This window comes from Methanosarcina baikalica (genome assembly GCF_031461075.1).
In the GTDB taxonomy this organism is placed as follows: Archaea; Halobacteriota; Methanosarcinia; order Methanosarcinales; family Methanosarcinaceae; genus Methanosarcina; species Methanosarcina baikalica.
The window spans coordinates 15,847-35,349 of the sequence record NZ_JAVKPK010000001.1 but is presented as its reverse complement, the minus strand read 5'-3'; the positions used below and the strand labels follow the sequence as shown (position 1 = coordinate 35,349).

At 40.2% G+C, this 19,503-nt stretch carries 14 protein-coding genes and 2 tRNA genes; 10 read left to right on the top strand and 6 right to left on the bottom strand.

Translation table 11 applies throughout. The annotated features are described in order from the left end of the window. Window positions 1-61: 61 nt before the first annotated feature. Window positions 62-1,639 carry a PAS domain-containing protein gene (locus RG963_RS00165; RefSeq protein WP_310574247.1) on the bottom strand — a complete coding sequence of 526 codons (1,578 nt, stop codon included), beginning with the start codon at window positions 1,637-1,639 and terminating at the stop codon, window positions 62-64. Between the two features lie 437 nt (window positions 1,640-2,076). Between RG963_RS00165 and RG963_RS00160 the strand changes: the two genes are divergently transcribed. The 7 genes from RG963_RS00160 to RG963_RS00130 all read left to right on the top strand — a co-directional run bounded on the left by RG963_RS00160 (window position 2,077) and on the right by RG963_RS00130 (window position 8,767). Continuing rightward, a complete protein-coding gene (locus RG963_RS00160) occupies window positions 2,077-3,294 on the top strand; it encodes a COG1470 family protein (RefSeq protein ID WP_310574246.1) in 1,218 nt (405 codons plus the stop codon). A 2-nt stretch (window positions 3,295-3,296) separates the two neighbouring features. Beyond that, entirely contained in the window at window positions 3,297-4,199 is a 903-nt protein-coding gene (locus RG963_RS00155) for an ABC transporter ATP-binding protein (protein WP_310574245.1), read from the top strand. Then, on the top strand, window positions 4,200-5,255 hold the full coding sequence (locus RG963_RS00150) for an ABC transporter permease (protein WP_310574244.1): 1,056 nt from the start codon (window positions 4,200-4,202) through the stop codon (window positions 5,253-5,255). Between the two features lie 247 nt (window positions 5,256-5,502). Then, a complete protein-coding gene (locus tag RG963_RS00145) occupies window positions 5,503-6,132 on the top strand; it encodes a hypothetical protein (RefSeq protein ID WP_310574243.1) in 630 nt (209 codons plus the stop codon). After that, window positions 6,125-6,808, top strand: coding sequence for a helix-turn-helix transcriptional regulator (locus RG963_RS00140; protein ID WP_310574242.1), 684 nt, complete (start codon window positions 6,125-6,127; stop codon window positions 6,806-6,808). The genes RG963_RS00145 and RG963_RS00140 overlap by 8 nt, the downstream gene beginning before the upstream one ends. Before the next feature lie 62 nt (window positions 6,809-6,870). Continuing rightward, window positions 6,871-7,674, top strand: a complete 804-nt coding sequence (locus tag RG963_RS00135) for a flavodoxin family protein (protein ID WP_310574241.1) — start codon at window positions 6,871-6,873, stop codon at window positions 7,672-7,674. A gap of 802 nt (window positions 7,675-8,476) precedes the next feature. Further along, the gene (locus RG963_RS00130; RefSeq protein ID WP_310574240.1) at window positions 8,477-8,767 is read left to right on the top strand and encodes a hypothetical protein; all 291 of its coding nucleotides are present in this window, start codon (window positions 8,477-8,479) and stop codon (window positions 8,765-8,767) included. Between the two features lie 470 nt (window positions 8,768-9,237). Here RG963_RS00130 and RG963_RS00125 read toward each other — a convergent pair. Both RG963_RS00125 and RG963_RS00120 read right to left on the bottom strand, forming a co-directional pair. Continuing rightward, window positions 9,238-9,310, bottom strand: a tRNA-Gln gene (locus RG963_RS00125). Between the two features lie 838 nt (window positions 9,311-10,148). Further along, entirely contained in the window at window positions 10,149-10,340 is a 192-nt protein-coding gene (locus RG963_RS00120; RefSeq protein WP_310574239.1) for a hypothetical protein, read from the bottom strand. 153 nt (window positions 10,341-10,493) lie between these two features. Here RG963_RS00120 and RG963_RS00115 point away from each other — a divergent pair, with 153 nt between their 5' ends. Next, on the top strand, window positions 10,494-11,765 hold the full coding sequence (locus RG963_RS00115) for an anion transporter (RefSeq protein ID WP_310574238.1): 1,272 nt from the start codon (window positions 10,494-10,496) through the stop codon (window positions 11,763-11,765). Window positions 11,766-11,953: 188 nt separating this feature from the next. Further along, complete coding sequence (locus RG963_RS00110) at window positions 11,954-14,062, top strand: methyltransferase domain-containing protein (RefSeq protein ID WP_310574237.1); 2,109 nt, start codon at window positions 11,954-11,956, stop codon at window positions 14,060-14,062. 70 nt (window positions 14,063-14,132) lie between these two features. Here RG963_RS00110 and RG963_RS00105 read toward each other — a convergent pair whose 3' ends face one another. The 3 genes from RG963_RS00105 to ilvE all read right to left on the bottom strand — a co-directional run bounded on the left by RG963_RS00105 (window position 14,133) and on the right by ilvE (window position 18,672). Next, window positions 14,133-15,227 (bottom strand): OBG GTPase family GTP-binding protein, encoded by a 1,095-nt coding sequence (locus RG963_RS00105; RefSeq protein ID WP_310574236.1) that lies wholly within the window; start codon window positions 15,225-15,227, stop codon window positions 14,133-14,135. A 282-nt stretch (window positions 15,228-15,509) separates the two neighbouring features. Next, on the bottom strand, window positions 15,510-17,438 hold the full coding sequence (locus tag RG963_RS00100; RefSeq protein ID WP_310574235.1) for a molybdopterin biosynthesis protein: 1,929 nt from the start codon (window positions 17,436-17,438) through the stop codon (window positions 15,510-15,512). Window positions 17,439-17,793: 355 nt separating this feature from the next. After that, window positions 17,794-18,672, bottom strand: coding sequence for a branched-chain-amino-acid transaminase (gene ilvE / locus RG963_RS00095; protein WP_310574234.1), 879 nt, complete (start codon window positions 18,670-18,672; stop codon window positions 17,794-17,796). Between the two features lie 446 nt (window positions 18,673-19,118). Between ilvE and RG963_RS00090 the strand changes: the two genes are divergently transcribed. After that, a tRNA-Arg gene (locus RG963_RS00090) sits at window positions 19,119-19,193 on the top strand. The last annotated feature ends 310 nt before the right edge of the window (window positions 19,194-19,503 follow it).

Genomic DNA, 19,503 nt, shown 5'->3' with positions numbered 1-19,503 from the left:
ATGGGCCCCTTAACGAGCTTTTTTATAAAGGGTTTGCCGAAATTTGCCGAAAGCTTGAAGCTTACGAAAGTTCCGCCTGGATGCAAATTGGTGCAATATGGTTTACCACCTGGAGAGCAGTGCTCTCAAGGAAATTTCGAATACTCCAGGGAATCTTATCCAGAGTATGGGAGGCAAAGTTCAGGCTGCCTACAATCTCTCCTCTATATTTCAGAGGGATTATTGCAGCAGCTTTGATTCCCTCTTTCCTTACAGCGTCATCCATTTTTTCGGAGTAGAAATCCAGTGAGTATATGGGCTTTTCGAACCAGATTTGCTTTGCCTCCTCGGAATTAGCCTTATATCTGGAAATCTTTTCTTTAAACTCGGGAGAAAATCCTCTATATGCGACCAGATTAATCTGGTCCAGGAGTTCGTCCTTGAGATATATACCCCCGGCATCGACCCCATTTATCTGCAGGCAGACATCGAGAACCCGGTTGAGAATGGTCTGGAGGTTCCATGTAGTGCTCAGGTCCATTCCGAGTTCCCGCTGGATTTCAAGCATTTTCTGGGCTTCTTTTCTCTCAGTAATATCAACTACAAGACCTTGAATATGGGTTGCTTTGCCTTCAATATCCTTCTGGATAAAAGTTTTCTCATCTACCCAGAGCATTTTTCCGTCCCCTGTGAGAATTCTGTATTCCATATCAAAAGAATCATTCTTTTCTGCGATGTTGCGTTTAAGGGTTTCAACAACTGTATCGATGTCATCTCTATGAATGATGTTCTCGAAAGGGACTTTCCCTGAGGTAAAATCTTCTACCGTATACCCGAACTGAGTTACGTTTTCTGAAACATATTCCGCAGGCAGATTTTCTTTATTCTCCCACAAAAAAGCCACTGCCTGGCTGTTGTTTATTATGGTTCTCAGCAACTTCTGCGTTTCAAAAGACTTTCTTAGGGCCTCCTCATTCTCCTTCTGCTCGGTTACGTCCAGTACGAGCCCCTGTAAGTGGGTAACTTCCCCTTCAGGACTCCGCTGAATAAAGGCCCTTTCATTCACCCAGCGCAGATCGCCGGCTTTTGTAAAGATTCTGTACTCTATATCGAAGTCAACTTCGCCTCTCCGGATGCGCTGTTCGAGTGAATCCTCAATTCTCTTCAGATCATCTGGATGGATGATTTCCCCATACAGAACCCTCCCTGAAATAAAGTCCTCCACTGTGTACCCTAACTGGATCACATTTTCAGAAACAAATTCTGACGGCCATTTTTCTTCATTTCTCCACAGAAAAACCACTGCCGGACTGTTGTTTACCACAGTCCTGATTATTTCCTGCATCTCAAGGACAGATAGCAAATCCACGATTCCGAGCGCCGCAATAACCTTTCCTTCCTCCGAGAAGATTGGAGAAACAGCCACGTTCCTGCCCAGGTATGTGCCTTCTTTTGGAACTCCACGTACAGTCTTGCCGGTTCTGAGCACCTCTTCGAGTACAGGTCCGGTATAGTCTCTATCAAGGATTTTTCCTTTTTCCAGGCGAAGCCCCTTTTTCTCAAGGCTGCGAATGGTAGTCGGAAGCCCTACAAGAGAATGTACTGCCACTGCTATTGACTCAAGTTCCTCAGGTCCTGCATCTTCAGATATAAAAGACAAAATCCTCTCGCCCCCATGAAAGATTCTGATATTATTACAACTAAAAGATTGAAGTATTTTAGCAAGAAAAAGTAAGAACTAAACCCTTTATCCAGCCTTATTTTTTCCCTATTTTTTATTACCTTTTAATGGTTGAGCTCATCTTAAAATTTTATTTAACCTGATTATTGCTGCTAACATTATAACTCCAGGATATGATATTTCTTTATCTATTTATTGGTCTTCTTCTCTTCTTTTTCTTTCTATCTCTTGTGTTTACTGGTATATTGAGCTTTACTCCTCTTTTTCTACTCTCTGGTTTTTGTTCCTGATAATGTACAGTTAAATACTGTATCAATGTGTTTCATGTTTCCGCAACTGGTTTCAGGTTAATTCAAAATACCGTTTCAACCCAGGTATTATCGGACTTCTAAAAATGAATAATTGGACATTATAACATGAAAAGCAAATTCTTAAATGTACAAAATAAAAAAGCTGCATTGTTATCTGTATTTTTATTTATATTCCTGTTTAGTAGATTGACTTGTTCAGCTACTGCTGAATCTACTGAAATTGTAAATAAGAGTGAATCTCAGATAGACAACTTTAATGATAGGGGGTGGCTTGAAGAATGTATTAATTTATCTACAGATGAAAACATAGAACTAGGGAATTATATCATAAGCTATCGTCGTGATTTCCAAAAAAACGGAACAGATTTTATTCAGTTGGTTACGTTTAATAAAAAAGACGATATTGAGGGTTCTGAAAAGCTCTACCAACTAAAATCCTTTAGCGGGTCTAAAGAAATTGGGGAGCTCAAAAACAAAATTATTTTCTTAAATTCATCGATTGCCATCAATGTCGATGATAATGGGACTGGTAAACTTAAATTAAAAATTTGGTCAAAAACGGATGTTTTTTCTAAAATCAACATGTCAACAACTGCTCCTGAATTTCTGCTGATTTCTCAGGGTGAAACTGTTAATATTCCTTTAAAAATTAATAACAGCGGTTGTATAAACGAATTAGTTCGCCTGGAAGCAAGTAAGTCTGAATTTTATACTCATAAGTTTACTTACGAAGATTATCGAATTAATAAAATAAAGTTGAATCCAAACGAAACAAAAGATGTTAATGTTGAACTAAAAATCGATAACGATTGTACTCTAGGAGAACATAATCTTACTATAAATGCTTCTGGTAGGTCATCAGCTGTTCTAATTTTCCCTTTTATTGTGGAAGGAAATTCCAGCAAATCTATTGAAAAACTTGCCATCCAATTATCAAAAGTCTATGTTTCAGGCAAGAGTGGATCTGAAATTGTCGTACCTATAAGGGTCTTTAATTCTGGTGATGTAGAGCTGAAGGATATTGGACTTGATATAAAATCATCAATGGATAGTTGGGAGATCTATGTTTCTAAGAAAAAAATTGATCTTATAAAGCCAAAAGAATACAAGACTGTAGACCTAACAATCCGTATACCCTCTAAAACTGAAAGCGGGGACTATTTTGTGAGTATAAAAGGAGTAGCTGATAATGTAGAGACTGAAGAAACGAAATTACGAGTTAATGTAAAATCACAATCAAATTCAGCCTGGATTGGAATAACAATTATCGTTTTAGTAGTCACCGGTTTGTTTTTCGTGTATAAAAAATATGGGAGAAGATAAACATGGAGAAAATTCTTGAAATCCATAATCTCACCAAGAAATATGGTGATTTAACAGCAGTGGACGACGTATCGCTTGATATATATGAAGGTGACTTGATCGGGCTTCTGGGGCATAATGGGGCAGGTAAAACAACGCTTTTTGTAATGCTTGCAGGATTGACCATGCAGACATCAGGAAATATAAAAGTTTGTGGTAAAGATATCGAAAAAAATATGATGGCTTTAAAAAAGACCATAAGTTTTCTTCCGGATAACACCCTTTACTATGAAAATTTAACCGCAAAACAGAACCTCGAATATTTTTCTGAGCTTGCAGACGCCGATAAATCCAAAGTGCCGGAGCTTCTTGAAATTGTCGGTATGAGCAAATGGGCAGATAAGAAAGTCGGTGAGTTTTCTAAAGGAATGACACAAAGAATCGGCTTTGCACAGGCCCTTGTTAAAGACCCAAAAGTAATCTTTCTAGACGAACCCACATCAGGACTGGACCCAAAAGCTCGAATAGAAATGAACTTGCTTCTTAAAAAACTAAATGAGAAAGGGATTGCGATAGTAATCTCTTCTCATGTTTTGTCAGAGATCAAAGATATCTGCTCGAAAATTGCCATTATGAAGCAAGGGAAATTAGTGGCATATAACACACTTGAGAATCTTTGCAAACAAGAAAAGAGTAATTGTATACTCCTCGAGACAAAAGACGTTGAAAAGACAGCATCAATTCTCAAGTCAATAAAAGATATCTCATTTTTTCAACAAGATGATGTATTCAAAATCACATCTGAAACAGACATTAGGGAATCTCTTGTCTCTATACTGAATGAAAATCACGTGCCTGTTCTAACTCTTGAGTACGAGAAAGAAGATTTGTACGATATTTTTGAAAAATATTACCAGGTGGCTTAAATGAACAACAATAAAGTCGCAGTAATTGCAAAAAAGGAGTTTTTTGATAGTATAAAGAGTAAAACATTCCTGACTATATTTGGAATATTTTTAGTGTTAATGTTAGTATCTTCTGTTATGGGGATCAACAATTATAACAAGCAACTTGACCAATATCAGAAATCTCAGGTTGAAAATCAGAATCCAGATAAAAATAGCGTTTTCACTGACTTTCCCGAACCAAAACTAACAGCTGTAGTATTTCAGGAAATGGTGACAAATATAGGAGTAATAGGGGCAATACTAGCAATAATTCTCGGATATAATGCAGTTTCAGGAGAGAAAGAAAGAGGTAACTTGAAATTAATCCTGTCTTATCCTCTGTACCGGGAAGATGTCGTCAACGGTAAATTCCTTGGGAAGATTGGAGTGCTAATATTAACACTTGCTATCACATCCATACTTTCAATCGCTTGCGCGCTAGTTATGGGGGTGAACTTAACAGGATCTGACCTTATTGCTATAGCACTGTTTATGGTAATATCAACACTGTATCTCATTACTTTTTTAGGGATAAGTATCTTTTTTTCAACAGTATCTAAAAGCGGGACGAGTTCCATACTTAACTCATTCATGTTTTGGATATTAAGTACAATGATAATAACTTCCTTTTCAGGTATAGTTGCAGATGCAATGGTTCCAACAGACGATACGGCGTTTTATGGTGGGAAAATATCTTCCACTGATTCCGTTAGTATCGCAGTTAGTGATAATAGTGAGATAAATTTAAGTGAAGATGGTGGAGAAAGCACATTTGAGAAATATCAAAAAAAATGGAAGATTCAAAATACGATAGAGTCTTTTATATCACCTACTCAAAATTATGAGCAGATTGCCAGTGCTATTTTAGGAAATGATTTTGTAAATAGCATGACGGGATCCGATTCCCCACAGAGTGAAATCGACATGTTCGAAATTCTATCGGGAAAGATAAGCAACATTATCACAATGTTTGTGTGGGCAATAGTTTCTCTTGTAGCAACATATGTAGTTTTTATGAGACAGGATATAAGATGAGTTAAAACAAAGATGAATGGTATTGAAGGTTCTGGAATCATTAGAATTTCGCAAATTGATGATATATGTCTAAGGAAAAAAATGATTGCCTACTAAATATATGCACACATGTGCATATATTTTTTATTTGATAACTATATCGTGTTTTGTTCTGCAAATTCAGACTTCTTTGATAATATAAAAAATATAAATTCTAAACACTTATTAAATATTATAATGCTAAATTGACCTGAGAGATGATTTCGTTATGAAAGCGTATAAAAATGGTGCAGTAGTCTTTTTGCTGGTAATATGTATAATTGCTATTGCACTTGGTTATGCGGGCAGTAAGAACGTTCCAGAGGAAAAAACTACCTTTGTTACTGTAGAAGCAAATTCTACTGGAGTTGTTATCCCGCAGCATCTTATCACTAATGAAGTGAAAAATATATTGTCAGAGGTTAATCGTAAATATCCTGATAGTGTTTTATTTGATGATGAGCAGGTAACATTGATAGGTTCCAAAACAGTAGATTCTTTTAATGAGTCTATAAATAAAAATAGTATCGATTTTGATTGGAATGCAGCATATCCATTCTATGAGCTAGAAACCTCGCTTGTTACGGATGGTCCCTACCTTGTATACTCTTCAACACCATATAATTCGGTAACTATCTCTTATGATGAGCTGGAAAAGATACTAAATGGTGACAATGAAACGGTTTCATATTACAGAGAATTGTTGAATAACAGTAAACACGAAAATAATAGCGAATACGGTTTTAATGTAGAAGGAAATACTTCCGCAATCTCTGTAGTTTTAGTCGATAAAGATAATTCGTCTCTCAAGCACAGCGGAGTTATGACTATTGGTCCATCGAGGAATTACAGTGAATAAGAAAGAACTGGCATATGCAATAATTCTTGCAGCATCATTGTTTTCCCTCTCTTTGCTTCTCTTTTCTCAAGGGATAACAAGTCTTTCTGTCTCTTTGATCAACGGGCAGCCTTTTGCCGTCGCTGTCCCTACAATGTTCACGATGAACAAGGTAATTATCATGATCGTTCTGGCTTCTATAGGAACTTATAGTCTAACCATGCTCACTACAAGCATAGGAATGATCCAAAACATAACAACTCCGACAATTGTAGAAGCAGCAATTGAAAACCAGCTTTCACTTTATCATGAAGAAGATTGCACAAGTAAAGTGGGCGGTAACGATACTGTTCAAGAAGAAATCGAAACTCCCAGAGAACTTGAACTTGAACTTGACTTTGAAAAAGCAGTATCATTGCCATATAAAGCTGATAGACCTCCATTTTATGAAGCTGAACAATTCTCATTTAATAAATCTGAACACAAAAGGAAAATCGCGTCTGACCTACTTGAGGGAGATGAAAAGAAAGTATATTTAATCGTTTACGAAAAAAAAGAGATACTTCAAAGCGAACTTGTACTTGAGTCAGGTCTCTCAAAAGTAAAGGTAAGCAGGTTGTTACAGAAACTGGAAAACAAATCACTTCTGATAAGAAAACCTTACGGCAATACTAACAAAGTAATAATTTTAGGATAAATTTGAACAATAGTGAAGTTTACAGGTTATACTTGCACTATTGGTAAAAAAACGGAAGGAATATGTCCAAGGTCATGAAAATTCTGGTTATCATAGGAAGTCCGCGAAAAGGTAATACATATCGAGCGGCGAAGAAAATTGAAAAGTTCATGCAGTCTAAGGGCAATGTTGAATTCGAATATCTTATGCTCAAAGATGCGGATTTATCGCAGTGCTCTGGTTGCTTTGTCTGTTTTATGAAAGGAGAGAATCATTGCCCGCATAAAGATGATGCCTCCGTTATCGAGCAGAAAATGCATTCTGCCGATGGGGTAATCTTTGCTACACCTGTTTATGGTATGAATGTGCCTGCACTCATGAAAACATTCATAGACCGTTTCTCTTATATCTTTCATCGCCCCCGTTTTTTCGATAAAAAAGCCCTTCTTCTCTCTACCACAGGCGCGCTGGGTCTTAAGGAAGTTCTCGATTATTTAAAACTAGTAGTTGGTATATGGGGTTTTGAAGTATCTTATCGTGTTGGTATCGTAACTCCTCCGATGCAAATTTCCAACAGGAAAGCACAGAAAAATAGCCAGAAACTTGAGAAAGCTGCGTTTGCATTTTACAATGCTCTTCAGAAAAAAAGCCGCTCTCCAGGGCTTCGAGATGTATCAATTTTTCATGCCCAGAAGGCAAGTTTTGGCGAAATTGGTGAGAGCTCCCCAGCTGATTACACGTACTGGAAAGAAAAAGGCTGGCTCAGTCCGGGAGCAAAATATTACGCGGACTTACCGGTTAATCCTGTTTACAATGCTATTGGCTGGATCTTTGAACAGATGCTTAAAAGAAAAATGCGAAAAGATCTGGCTGAATCGCAAAAATAAGTTTCCCCTTTTACCCAACAGGACTTTAACTTGAAGCTATGTAAAAATTAGGTTATATTCCTGAGCAGTTTCTTCCTCGGCCACGGCTGGAACAGTTAGGACTACTATTGATTAGTGATTGAAGATTCGTTCAGCACTAATTGGGATGCTGAAGATTGAGATACCTGGTAGGGCTTACGCACCCGAGGGACAATAGAACACGAGCAGATCTGTCATATTGTGATTTGGATCCCGTGAAGTCTTATGCTGCTGCTTTTTCAGTCCAACTGCGTAAGTCCTATGGAATTGAGAAAAAAGACCTTCAGAAAAAAAGTCCAGGCTCCTTAGAAACTACACATTCATAATATTTATTTACCTATTTATCCAGTTTTATAATATTCAAACCGATATTAACTTTGAGCCTATTACTATTTTGGATAAGCAAGTGTTATTTTTGTGGAGTTCTGTAGAAAGTGAGAATGAATTGTAATAAATATCATTACTGAAGATGTATCTGCGGGGACCTGACAAGATTATTTCGGATTTTGATAATTATTGGTTTCTTATTTATAATTCTATTGATATTATATTCTATGAATGATGACCTCGTAGTGATACAATTTGAAATCGCTTTCATAGGCACATAATACGTTGGACATAAAGTGAAGATAGAATATGCCAATAGCATTCTCTTCAAGAAATAAACTCTTATGACAAATTGGTGAAATAATATTTACTCAATGCATCTGCCTGCGAAAAGCGATTATAAAACAATACCTTTGAATTGTATCAATTTGAACAAAAGTTAGGAGTGTAGACAAATATGGGGGAACAAACACTTAGAATGAAAAAGACACTGGCTATTTTAGCAGTTGTATTTTTTGTAGTATCTCTTGCAGGTGCATCAGCAAGCGCTGCCCCTGGTAGAGGATATGGTGGACATGGCGGAGGACATGAATTTGGATACGGTGGACATGGTGGAGGACATGAATTTGGATACGGTGGGCATGGTGGAGGATATGGTGGAGGACATGGATTTAGACGTGGTGGCTTCTTCGGTCGCGGATGTGACTGGCGGCGCGGTTGTGACTGGGACGATTGGGGCCGCTGGTGATTGAACTACTAGTTCAGTAACCAGGGAGATGTTGACGATTGGGAGGAGGGGTATTTTTATCCTACTTTCCTACTTTATTCTTTTCATAAAACAGATCTATAGGCCGTTACTGAGCCCTGTCCTTAAACTTTTTCCGGACTTTTTATCTGCCTTTGCGCCTCTTCTAATTGCTTTTCCAATTTAGAAAGCTTTTCTTCATGATTGCTTTTTGATCGGTTCCTGGAGTTTCCTGTAATATATGGCATAAAAAATAACACTTTTTGATGTTTTAAACCTTAACCGAATCCAAATGGTTCCAGATATTTCCACAACCTTACTGATTGAAAGGTTCTACTCCAACCAAATTGGGGGATAGAGGGCGTTCTCTCAAACTGGCTGAACAATTTCCAGACCAGAAGCCTTTCGAGCACCTCTACTATTTAACAGAGTTTTAAAATAGTATTTACTTATATATACTAAAAATATTTTAATAGTCCTGAGCGGATTCGAACCGCTGTCCCGGGCTCCAAAGGCCCGAAGGATTGACCACTACCCTACAGGACTGCATATTAAAGCTTTTACTTATAGATTAATTCATGTACTTAATTATTGTGCCAGTAAGGGATCATTTTGTGTTAATTTTCTGTCAGACTGCATATCGGTATATATTTCTGCTTACGATACTTTTCTGGCTTTGAAATATTTTTCATGGAACTATTTTTTTGTTTATAGGCAATTTTTTGTATAATTAATTTAAAATAATTCCAGGGATAATTCAATATTGAAACTTGGAGTGAACAGAACGAGAGAGTAATGGTGTGAATAGTAACTTAAGAATTGTTCGGAAGCCATTAATCCTGTTCTGAATCAATATGCTTGGGAGAGCGTATTTTCAGACCGACTGTGTCGGAGGCTACGGTATATGGAATATAAAGCTTCCGAACTTTTCTTACTCTTCTTTTGATGTGCGTTTCCTGTATTTTACTTTTTATTCAGGCTTCTTACCGCGCTTTTATGTATTTCTTCTGCGTATTTCCGGAAATTAAAAATGGACGTTTAACCGGCAGGGTAATATCTCCTTTTTCACTGTTAAGTTCAAATACTTTTTTCAGGTTCGAGACTGCCTTTTAAATCGTTTTCTTAATTTGATATGTCCAGCTCAGGGTAGAGATACGTACTTCTCAAAATTGCACAGCCCAGGCTTTCTATGACCTGAAATTAAAACTCAATCTTAATGCTGAATTTTGCCTTTGGCAACCAAGCTTCAGGAAAAAATGCGGAGTCGAATAATCCCTCTGAATAAGCCATTTGAAAAAAATGGAACTTCTCCGGGATGCAATAAAAAATGATTTGAGGCTTTTAATCAATTTTTTTGTTTCTCATGCCGCTGCATTTGTGGCATCTAGTAATACACAATTTTTGAAAACCCATTGGACAGCTCTTCTCCCAGGAATTTTTCGACCTCTTTTTTCAGGTTTTCAATTGCTTCTTCAACAGTTTTTCCTTTGCAAATTATATCAGTTTCAGGGCAGATTGAAACATAGAAATTTCCTTCCTGGAGGACAGTTGCAGAAAAAGGAAACCAGATTTTCATACTTTAAAATATCACTCAGTTCATTTTAAGGGTTTCGTACTTTCCATATTCTTCAGAGCCTCTTTTCTCTGGAAAATCTCTCTTGAAGCGCAGGAAATTTATACTTGTGCAGGTATCACATTCTAAATTTCTCTTACCGGGCTTATGAGTTCTATGGCAACAGAGTCTATAACATCTTTTATGTCTTTTCTTGTACCTTTACCCGACCTTCCAGTGCTTATCCTTCTGAGCGTCTTTGTACTGACCGCTCTCAGGCAGGTTGGGTCTTTGAGACTGCAGATCTGGCAGGTCATGACATTCGGAGCTATATCGGTGCTATTGCTCGGCGAGATTTCGCCTGAAGAAGCTTTGGGGGCAATTAATACTGACGTACTCATCTTCCTTTTCGGGGCCTTTTGTGTGGGAGAGGCGCTTAACAGGAGTGGGTATCTTGCCTGGCTAGGAAGCCGGATAGTTTCCAGGGCGAGGAATACAGATCAACTTGTTTTGCTTGTACTCTTTTCTACGGGAATTCTTTCCGCAATTCTTATGAACGATACCCTGGCAATTATGGGCACTCCCTTAGTCCTGAGTTTTTCCAGAAAGTACGATATCTCTCCTAAGCTCATGCTCTTTGCGCTGGCTTTCGGAGTAACTACAGGAAGTGTTATGAGCCCTATAGGAAATCCTCAGAACCTTCTCATAGCAGTCGATGGAAACCTGGATGCTCCTTTTGTAACGTTTTTGTGTTCACTCGCTCTGCCAACCCTTATATGCCTCATAATTGCTTATATCGTTCTGAGACTCTTTTTCCGGCAGGAATTCGGAAAATCAGCTCTGATTCACTCTCAAGAAATCGTTAACGATCCTGAATTGGCCAGGGTTGCAAAAATAGCTATCACCCTTATGCTAATTCTTATAGCCTGTAAAATCTTTCTTGTAGAATTTTTGCCTTCCTGGGACTTCAGCCTGAGTTGGCTTGCTCTTTTCTCCGCATCGCCTGTTTTGCTCAGTAGAAAACGCATTGAGATTCTGAAAAATATTGACTGGGCAACTCTGGTTTTTTTCGTTTCGATGTTTGTGCTGATGGAAAGCGTGTGGATCTCCGGGACATGTCAGGGACTGCTTGGCAAGATATCTCCGCAGTTAGGCTCTGTACCAACTATCCTCGCTCTCAGCATCGGACTCAGTCAGCTTATTTCAAATGTTCCTTTTGTTGCGCTCTACCTGCCTGCTCTGGGCAGTGGAGTTTCTCAGGGGCAGCTGATGGCGCTTGCTGCGGGAAGTACAATTGCAGGCAACTTGTTAATCCTGGGGGCTGCAAGCAATGTTATAATTATCCAGAATGCGGAAAAAGAGGGGGAAACCCTTTCTTTTGTTGAATTTTCCCGAATTGGAGCTTTAATAACGTTTTTAGATGCTATTATATATTATATTTTTCTTTAATTCTTAAAAGTAATCGCTTCTCTTTGAACGGATATGGGGCGCCTATTATCGCTTAAAACTCAATTTAAAGGCCCATTATCCCTTAATAAGTTCAATCTCTTTCTTCTAAAAGTATATAAGGTTCCAAACCCTCTAATAAACTTGATATACTCAAAGCACATACACTTTTTTCTGGAAGATATAAGATCATGACCCAGAATAATACAGATACAAATAGGCGCAAACGCGCTAAGGGTACCGTACAGAAAAAAACCTTCGGGCCTGTTGAAGATCTTGAAACTCATGTTCGGCCCGACTGGTGGCAGACTCTTTTTAACTCACTTTATCTTAAGACTGATGCCGACCTTCTGGATGATTTGGAGGTAACCAGGAAAGAGGTCGATCTCATTGTTTCCATTTTAGGAGTATCTCCGGAAGAAAAAATTCTTGATCTCTGTTGCGGACAGGGAAGACACGTACTTGAGCTGGCAAGAAGAGGTTTTTCAAACGTGGAGGGGTATGATAGGTCCCAGTACCTTATCAGGAAGGCAAGAACCCGAGCACAGAAGGAAAACCTGCAGGTCAGGTTCAGAGAGGGGGATGCAAGAAAACTTCCCTATCCTTCTGATACTTTTGATGTAGTTACTATCATGGGCAACAGTTTTGGCTACTTTGATTCAACTCTGCAGGATCGAAAAGTTCTTGAAGAAATTTTCAGAGTTCTGAAGCCAGAGGGTAGAGTTTTTATTGATGCAGTAGACGGAGATCATATGAAAAAGAGCTTCCAGCCGAGGTCATGGGAATGGCTGGACAGAAAGTACTTTGTCTGCAGGGAAAGGGCTCTTTCAGCAGATGGGGACAGGTTAATTTGTAGGGAAGTTATAAGCCGCATTGACAGGGGAATAATCGCAGACCAGTTTTATGCTGAAAGGTTATACAATAAGGAAAGCCTTTTTGAGCTGCTTACTGCGTCAGGATTTAGCAGTCCTACTTTTCATACAATCTTCAGTCCTGTATCCGCAGGCACTCAGGACGCAGGGATGATGGAACAGAGAATCCTGCTCTCGGCTTTTGTTGAAAAACCCTGGCATTCTTCTCTTCAGGCAGCTGAGAATAAAAAACCCATGAACATTGCAGTCGTGCTGGGAGATCCGAGAAAAGAAGACCAGGTCAAGCCTGCCTGTGTGTTCGACGACGATGATTTCGACACGCTTGAGAAAATGAAAACGGCGCTTGCAGAGATTCCTTTCATGAGATTTACTTTCTTTGACAGGCATGAAATGCTGCTTGACGATCTGAAGAAGAAGGCAGGAAAAATTGATCTTGTACTTAACCTATGTGATGAAGGTTTTTACAATGACCCTACAAAAGAACTTCATGTTCCTGCCTTGCTTGAACAACTGAATATCCCTTATACAGGAGCAGGCCCTCAATGCCTTGCTTTCTGTTATGACAAGTCCATTGTAAGGGGAGTTGCCAGAGAGCTACGAATTCCTGTCGCAAAGGGAATGCTTGTGATCGGGGATTTTGACCTTAAAAAGCTTTCTCTCTCTTTTCCCTTGCTTATAAAGCCTAACTCAGGGGACTCGAGTTTCGGAATTACACAAAAAAGTATCGTCCATAGTGTGGAGGAGCTTCTAGAAATTCTGGCTGAAACCCGGGATAAAATAGGATCAGATAAGCCTTTTTTGCTGGAAGAATTCCTTCCTGGAAAAGATATTAGTGTTGGCATTATCGGAAACCCGCCTGGATGTACTGTACTGCCTATCACAGAGGAAGATTACTCGGCAGTTCCTGAAGAACTTCCAAAAATCTGTGGTTATGAGGCCAAGTGGCTTCCTGACTCTCCTTACTGGAAGATCAAATCCATCCCTGCAGATCTCCCGGAAAAGACTAGTAAGGAAATTGTAAAATGGTGTCTTACTCTTTTCAACAGGCTGGGCTGCCGGGATTATGCTCGTTTTGACTGGAGGCTTGACGCTGAAGGAAAACCCCGGCTTCTTGAAGTAAATCCTAACCCCGGCTGGTGCTGGGACGGGCACCTAGCAAAAATGGCAGCTTACGCTGATATTTCTTACTCAGGAATGCTTGCAACTATTCTCGAAGCTGCAAAAGAAAGGTATGGTCTCGAAGCTACCGGGAAAATCGAGATTTTCAAGAAAATGCCTGAAAGCACTCCCAGAAAAAGCCCGGCTGAATGCGCTGCTGAGTTTGAAGAAGAAGTCGAAGCCAATAGCTCCCTGGATTCCGAAAATGAGGGTAAAAGAAGTGTTTTCTCAAATGCCTCTGAGACAATAAATGCCTTTGAGAGCGCATAACTCAGAAAAAAGTACGGGATGCGAAAGTTTCTGATTTTTTCTTTTTCTTTTTCTTTTCCCGAATTTTCTTTTACTTCTGAATGATAATTGTAAGGATATCTTCATCCATCATTCTATGGTCAAGGCCAACTCGTTGTCCGGGATGTTTTGCGGATGTACCCCATACCTGGGCATAGCGGAATTTTCTGCGGAAATCTCGGTGCAGACGGTCACAGATCTGGCCTATATTTGTTCCGCTCATTACTATAAGTGGCTCTTCCATATCTGCGGCCTGGCCCTGCGGCTTTAAGTAAACCCGAATGAAACCCAGCCTGTCGTAAATAGAGTCTTTGAGAGTTTCGATGTTGATACCTTTGTGGGCTGAAATGAAGAGGGAGTCCGGATATATTCTTCTGCATTCTTCGATCAGCTGCGGATAGGCAAGGTCAACCTTATTAATGGCTATAAGTGACCTGACATAACTGCGGTTGTTCAGGACAACGTCAATAAGCTGGTCAACTGTTATATTTTCCCTTATAAGTACACTGGCATTATGGATCTTGTACTCGTCCAGTACAGCCTTGATAGTTTCATCGTCCAGGTCAAGGTCAATGGTTGAGTTGATCTCTATTCCGCCTCTGTCTTTTCTCTTAATTACCACATCAGGCGCCCCTTCATCCACTCGGATTCCGGCCTGGTAAAGTTCATCCATAAGTACTTCATAATGTTTGGGTTGGAAGACATCGAGCAAAAATACAACCATGTCCGAGTTCCGGACAACCGATATGACTTCTTTTCCGCGCCCACGCCCTGAAGACGCACCTTTCACAAGCCCTGGCACGTCAAGGAACTGGATTGTCGCTCCTTTGTGATCGAGCACTCCAGGGATAACTGTAAGGGTCGTGAAATCATATGCCCCTACTTCTGACTTGGCATCCGTGAGCTTGTTCAGAAGCGTAGATTTCCCTACTGACGGAAAACCCACAAGCGTTACGGTTCCGTCTCCTGATTTCCTTACCGAGTACCCTTCCCCTCCGCCTTTTGCCGAAGCTTTCTTTTCGACTTCATCCCTCATACGGGCTATCTTGGCCTTCAGCCTGCCTATATGGTGGGAAGTTGCCTTGTTGTACTGGGTCTTTCGGATTTCGTCTTCTACTTCCTGTATTTGCTCCTGTATACTGCTCATCTGGAACCTGCCGATTTCGGGACTGAATAAATGATTTTCATACTACTTGAAAAAATAAACCGCATCCATGCGGTCTCTGCAAACCTTTTTTGATCTAAAACAGATCCGTTATCTGGGTATTTTATCCTGAATAGTTGAATGAAATATATATACCTATGGAATGATTCTATTTACTGGTTCTGAATGCTAAGAATATTCTGGTTCATTTATATCTCTTAATAAGTATAATATTATTTAAAGCTTCTTGGAAGGTACGGTTCCAGTAAATATTCAGAAAAACAGTTATTCAAAGGATATCATCTCTCCTGTCTTCTCATACACGTGAATCCCTGCCTGGAGCTTTGAAGCGAATTCGTCGGAATTAAATATTTTCAGGAAATGGCGGACTTCGGGAGTTTCCAGCACTTCTTTCCTTATCAGGAAATCATACTCTTCATCTGCAAATTTTATAAATTTCAGGCCGCTCTTTCCGGCACAATTTCTTATTCCTACTCCTGCATCGGCCTTTCCTGAGGCAACTGCTTCACATATTGCAACTTCAGATTTTGCTCCAGATGTATATCCGGGTATAGAATCCGTTAAATCCTTTTTGCTAATTCCCTTTTTACCTGCGAGTTCTGCAATTTTCAGATCAAGAAGAGTTCTTGTTCCTGAGCCGAGGTTCCGGTTAATCAGGCGCTTGCCTGGAAGGTCAGAAAGCCCTGAAATCGGAGTGTTCTGCCTTATAAGAAGCCCTACTTCTCGCCTGTACCCTTTGACAAGTACAGCACCTGAAAGCTTCATATTCTCTATTGTCGGGATATTGTACAGAATGCCAGCCTGCCCTCCGGGATATATCGAAGGCATATTCACACCTGCAATATCAGCTATGTTTGCGGCAATTGCACTAAAGCCTCCGCTTGACCCGGTATAAAATGTCCTGAAGCGAAGTCCGCTAAGGTTTTCAAGCAGGTCAAGGCTTGGACAGAAACCTCCTGCTATCAGAAGGTCAGGTTTTTCGACTTCTCCGAAAAGGGTCACTTCAACAGGGGTTCCTGCCTCAATAAATTCAGTACTGGGCGGGATCTCGATAAATCCATCTGCTTCGGAAAGGGAGGTTATGGCGCCTGAACCTCTATCTGCGGGATACACTCGCCCCCGAATCAGGCCTACAGGGAGTAGCTGCTGTCTTCCTTCTGAACGGAAAGCAGTTCCCATAATTCCGTTTTCTACTTTTTTGAGCCCGGTTTCGGCTCCAAGGACTTTCCTGAGGAGGGGAGCTACGAATTCATTAAAAATCATTAATGTGGATGTGGGGTTTCCAGGTAGCCCTATAATGGGGACGTCTTTTATTATGCCAATAACCACAGGTTTTCCGGGTTTTATATTTATACCGTGGGCAAGGGTCTCTCCTATTTCATCTATCAGTCTGTACATCACATCCCCGGCTCCGGATGATGTGCTGCCAGAAGTCAGGATCAGGGCACATTCCGAAACTGCAGTTTCAAGTGCCTTTTTCATGACCGTCTCATTGTCCGGTATAATCCCGTAAAGCAGAGGGAAGGCTCCGCATTCCTGTACCCCGGCGTATAATGTATAGGAATTTGCATCGTATACCTTTCCATAAGCAAGTTTTTCTCCGGGACGCACAAGCTCATCTCCTGTTGAGATTATCCCCACCTGCAATTTAAGAATAGGAACCTCTTTTTTCCCGACAGAAGAAAGCACTCCGATTTCCCTGGTTCCGAGTTTCCGTCCTGCTCTGAGTACACGTTCTCCTTTCAGGATGTCCGAACCGGCTTTCATGATGTTTTCTCCCACAGCTACAGGTCTGTAAATCGACACGGTTCCATTTTCTTCAGAGCTGTATTCGACCATGACAACAGAATCAGCGCCTTCAGGGATAGGTGCTCCAGTAGCTATTTCCACGGTTTCCCCTGCCAAAACCGTGAATTTTGCATCCGAGCCTGCAGGAAGATCCCCCACTCTTCTTAACCTTACAGGCTCGGTTTCGCTGCATGCATATGTATTTTCTGCCCTGACAGCATAACCATCCATTATAGCTCTTGGAAAAGGAGGGACATTAATTTCGGTAACAATATCTTCTGCAAGGATATTACCGTGTACGTTTTCAAGGGCTAAGCTTTCCTTTCCAGGAATAACCTGCAGGCTGTTTATTATTTCCCGTGCCTTGTCCACAGAGATAAGTTTTCGAAACTCTTTGCGCTTCATAGAAATCTAATCCTGATTCTACCGGCCTTCAGATGGATTTTTTAGTTTAATAGTATTTCCCGGCCTGTGTTATACTTATTTTTTTCTTTAAGGGAAGATACTGTAGACAGTTAGCGTAAAGCAGGCTCTATTCGAGAAAAGCTGTCACAGAGAGGCAAACCTGATGTGAACAGCTTTGCACCGGACCGCAGGAAGGAAATCTGCTAGTAAAAATTCAAATCGAAGCTAAAGGAAAGCTCAAAAAGAATCTCAAAGAGGAGCTGCTTAAAACACTGATCAAAAAAGAATCAGGGCGGGAAAAGTCCCGCATTATTCCACTGCCTGTTTTTTCCTTTCATTCTTCAGAGTTGCCCTTTTATTTATAAATGGGTGTGCCCGTGCTCTGGGTTATTTTGTCAAAGGCTTCAACCATTTTCAGTGTCAGGGCTCCGGGTTTGCCTGTGCCTATGAGCCTTCCGTCAAGTTTGGTCAGAGGGGCAGATTCGGCTGCGGTGCCTGTGACAAAGATTTCATCTGCTGTGTAAAGGTCAAATAGGCCGAGATTTGCTTCGATTACCTTATATCCTATCTCGTCCAGGAGTTCGATGGCTGTGGCTCTTGTTATCCCTTTCAAGTTGCTGATTGTAAAGGGGGTAAAGACCTGATTGTTCTTGACTATGAAGATATTGTCTCCGGAACCCTCACAAACAAAACCGTTCTGGTCCAGGAAAATAGCTTCGTCTCCTCCTTTCTCGTTTGCTTCAATCTTTGCCAGGATATTGTTCAGATAGTTCAGAGATTTGATATTTGGAGATAGGGCATCAGGCGCATTTCTCCGGATACAAACGCTGACTCCTTTCAGCCCTACTTCGTAGAGGTCGCCGTACATGGCTCCCCAGCCCTGGGCTATAACAACCACGCTGGGTTTCTCGCAGTTGCGGGGGTCAAGCCCTAGGTCTCCGACTCCTCTTGAAACGATTGGGCGGATGTAAGCATCTTTGAGATTGTTTTTTCGAAGGGTTTCAAGGATTATCTCACTCATCTCTTCTTTTGTAAGAGAGATATCCATTGCAATCGCCTTTGCTGAGTCATAAAGCCTGTCAACATGTTCTTTTAACTTAAAGACGCGCCCATTGTATGCCCTTATACCTTCAAACACGCCGTCACCATAAAGGAAACCGTGGTCATAGACCGAAACCCTGGCTTCGGATTTGGGAACAAATTTCCCATCCAAGTAAATTAGTAACTCACTCATTTGTGAACAATCCTCTGAAATCTTATTTACCTGTAGAGTTTACATGTTTTCTTGATAATTTCAATCAAATATAGAAGATTTTGAAAAACCCCGATTTTTGGCTGGTTGTCTTATAACTAGTATATAAGCAATTTGTTGAAATCAGAGATTTATCGAAAATCTCTATAATTTTTAATATGCAAACCTCAATAGGCCATTTACTTTTTTCACTCATTGACAGTATGTAAGCCCTGCGCAGGGTTTTAAAAACTAATGCCCCAGGGAAGTTTCCATACTTGCGAATTCTTAAGTAAAATGTTGAATAAGCGGGTAGTTACTGAATATATATTACAATTCCGCTTCTATATAAATATTTTAAGATTTTTTACAATTCAAATTACATATCCATACAAAAAGTTTTTATCTTAAAACGCGCATTTCGTATTCCGCAATAGGAAAAGCAAATTGGGCTCGTGGCTTAGCCAGGATATAGCGCTGGGCTTCTAACCCAGACGTCGAGGGTTCAAATCCCTTCGAGCCCGCTTAACCCTTTTGCTTACTTCTAATTAGCCTCAAAAAATTGTTCTTACTCTCTTTCTGGCAAGCTTGTCCCTTTTCTGTAGAATTCCATGTTTTTCAGCAATGCTTTCTATTTTTCTTTGAGTCTTTTGCAGCACTCCCCCGGCAAAGTGGATACCCATATTATAAAATAGCCCTATTAAGAGAGTTGGAAGGCAATTTTACTTGCCCATAAATTAATCCGCTTGAGCGAGCGAAACGGGTAAAAATGCCCCTCTTGCTCTTACGATTACATCGCAACTTCTAGAAAATCTCCGATTTTATGTGGTCCTA

Excerpts from the sequence above, each read along its gene's own strand:
- RG963_RS00120 (WP_310574239.1), bottom strand. The coding sequence starts at position 10,340 with ATGAAAATCTGGTTTCCTTTTTCTGCAACTGTCCTCCAGGAAGGAAAT.
- RG963_RS00115 (WP_310574238.1), top strand. The coding sequence starts at position 10,494 with ATGGCAACAGAGTCTATAACATCTTTTATGTCTTTTCTTGTACCTTTA.
- ilvE (WP_310574234.1), bottom strand. The coding sequence starts at position 18,672 with ATGAGTGAGTTACTAATTTACTTGGATGGGAAATTTGTTCCCAAATCC.
- RG963_RS00130 (WP_310574240.1), top strand. The coding sequence starts at position 8,477 with ATGGGGGAACAAACACTTAGAATGAAAAAGACACTGGCTATTTTAGCA.
- RG963_RS00145 (WP_310574243.1), top strand. The coding sequence starts at position 5,503 with ATGAAAGCGTATAAAAATGGTGCAGTAGTCTTTTTGCTGGTAATATGT.
- RG963_RS00150 (WP_310574244.1), top strand. The coding sequence starts at position 4,200 with ATGAACAACAATAAAGTCGCAGTAATTGCAAAAAAGGAGTTTTTTGAT.
- RG963_RS00155 (WP_310574245.1), top strand. The coding sequence starts at position 3,297 with ATGGAGAAAATTCTTGAAATCCATAATCTCACCAAGAAATATGGTGAT.
- RG963_RS00105 (WP_310574236.1), bottom strand. The coding sequence starts at position 15,227 with ATGAGCAGTATACAGGAGCAAATACAGGAAGTAGAAGACGAAATCCGA.
- RG963_RS00110 (WP_310574237.1), top strand. The coding sequence starts at position 11,954 with ATGACCCAGAATAATACAGATACAAATAGGCGCAAACGCGCTAAGGGT.
- RG963_RS00160 (WP_310574246.1), top strand. The coding sequence starts at position 2,077 with ATGAAAAGCAAATTCTTAAATGTACAAAATAAAAAAGCTGCATTGTTA.
- RG963_RS00100 (WP_310574235.1), bottom strand. The coding sequence starts at position 17,438 with ATGAAGCGCAAAGAGTTTCGAAAACTTATCTCTGTGGACAAGGCACGG.
- RG963_RS00135 (WP_310574241.1), top strand. The coding sequence starts at position 6,871 with ATGTCCAAGGTCATGAAAATTCTGGTTATCATAGGAAGTCCGCGAAAA.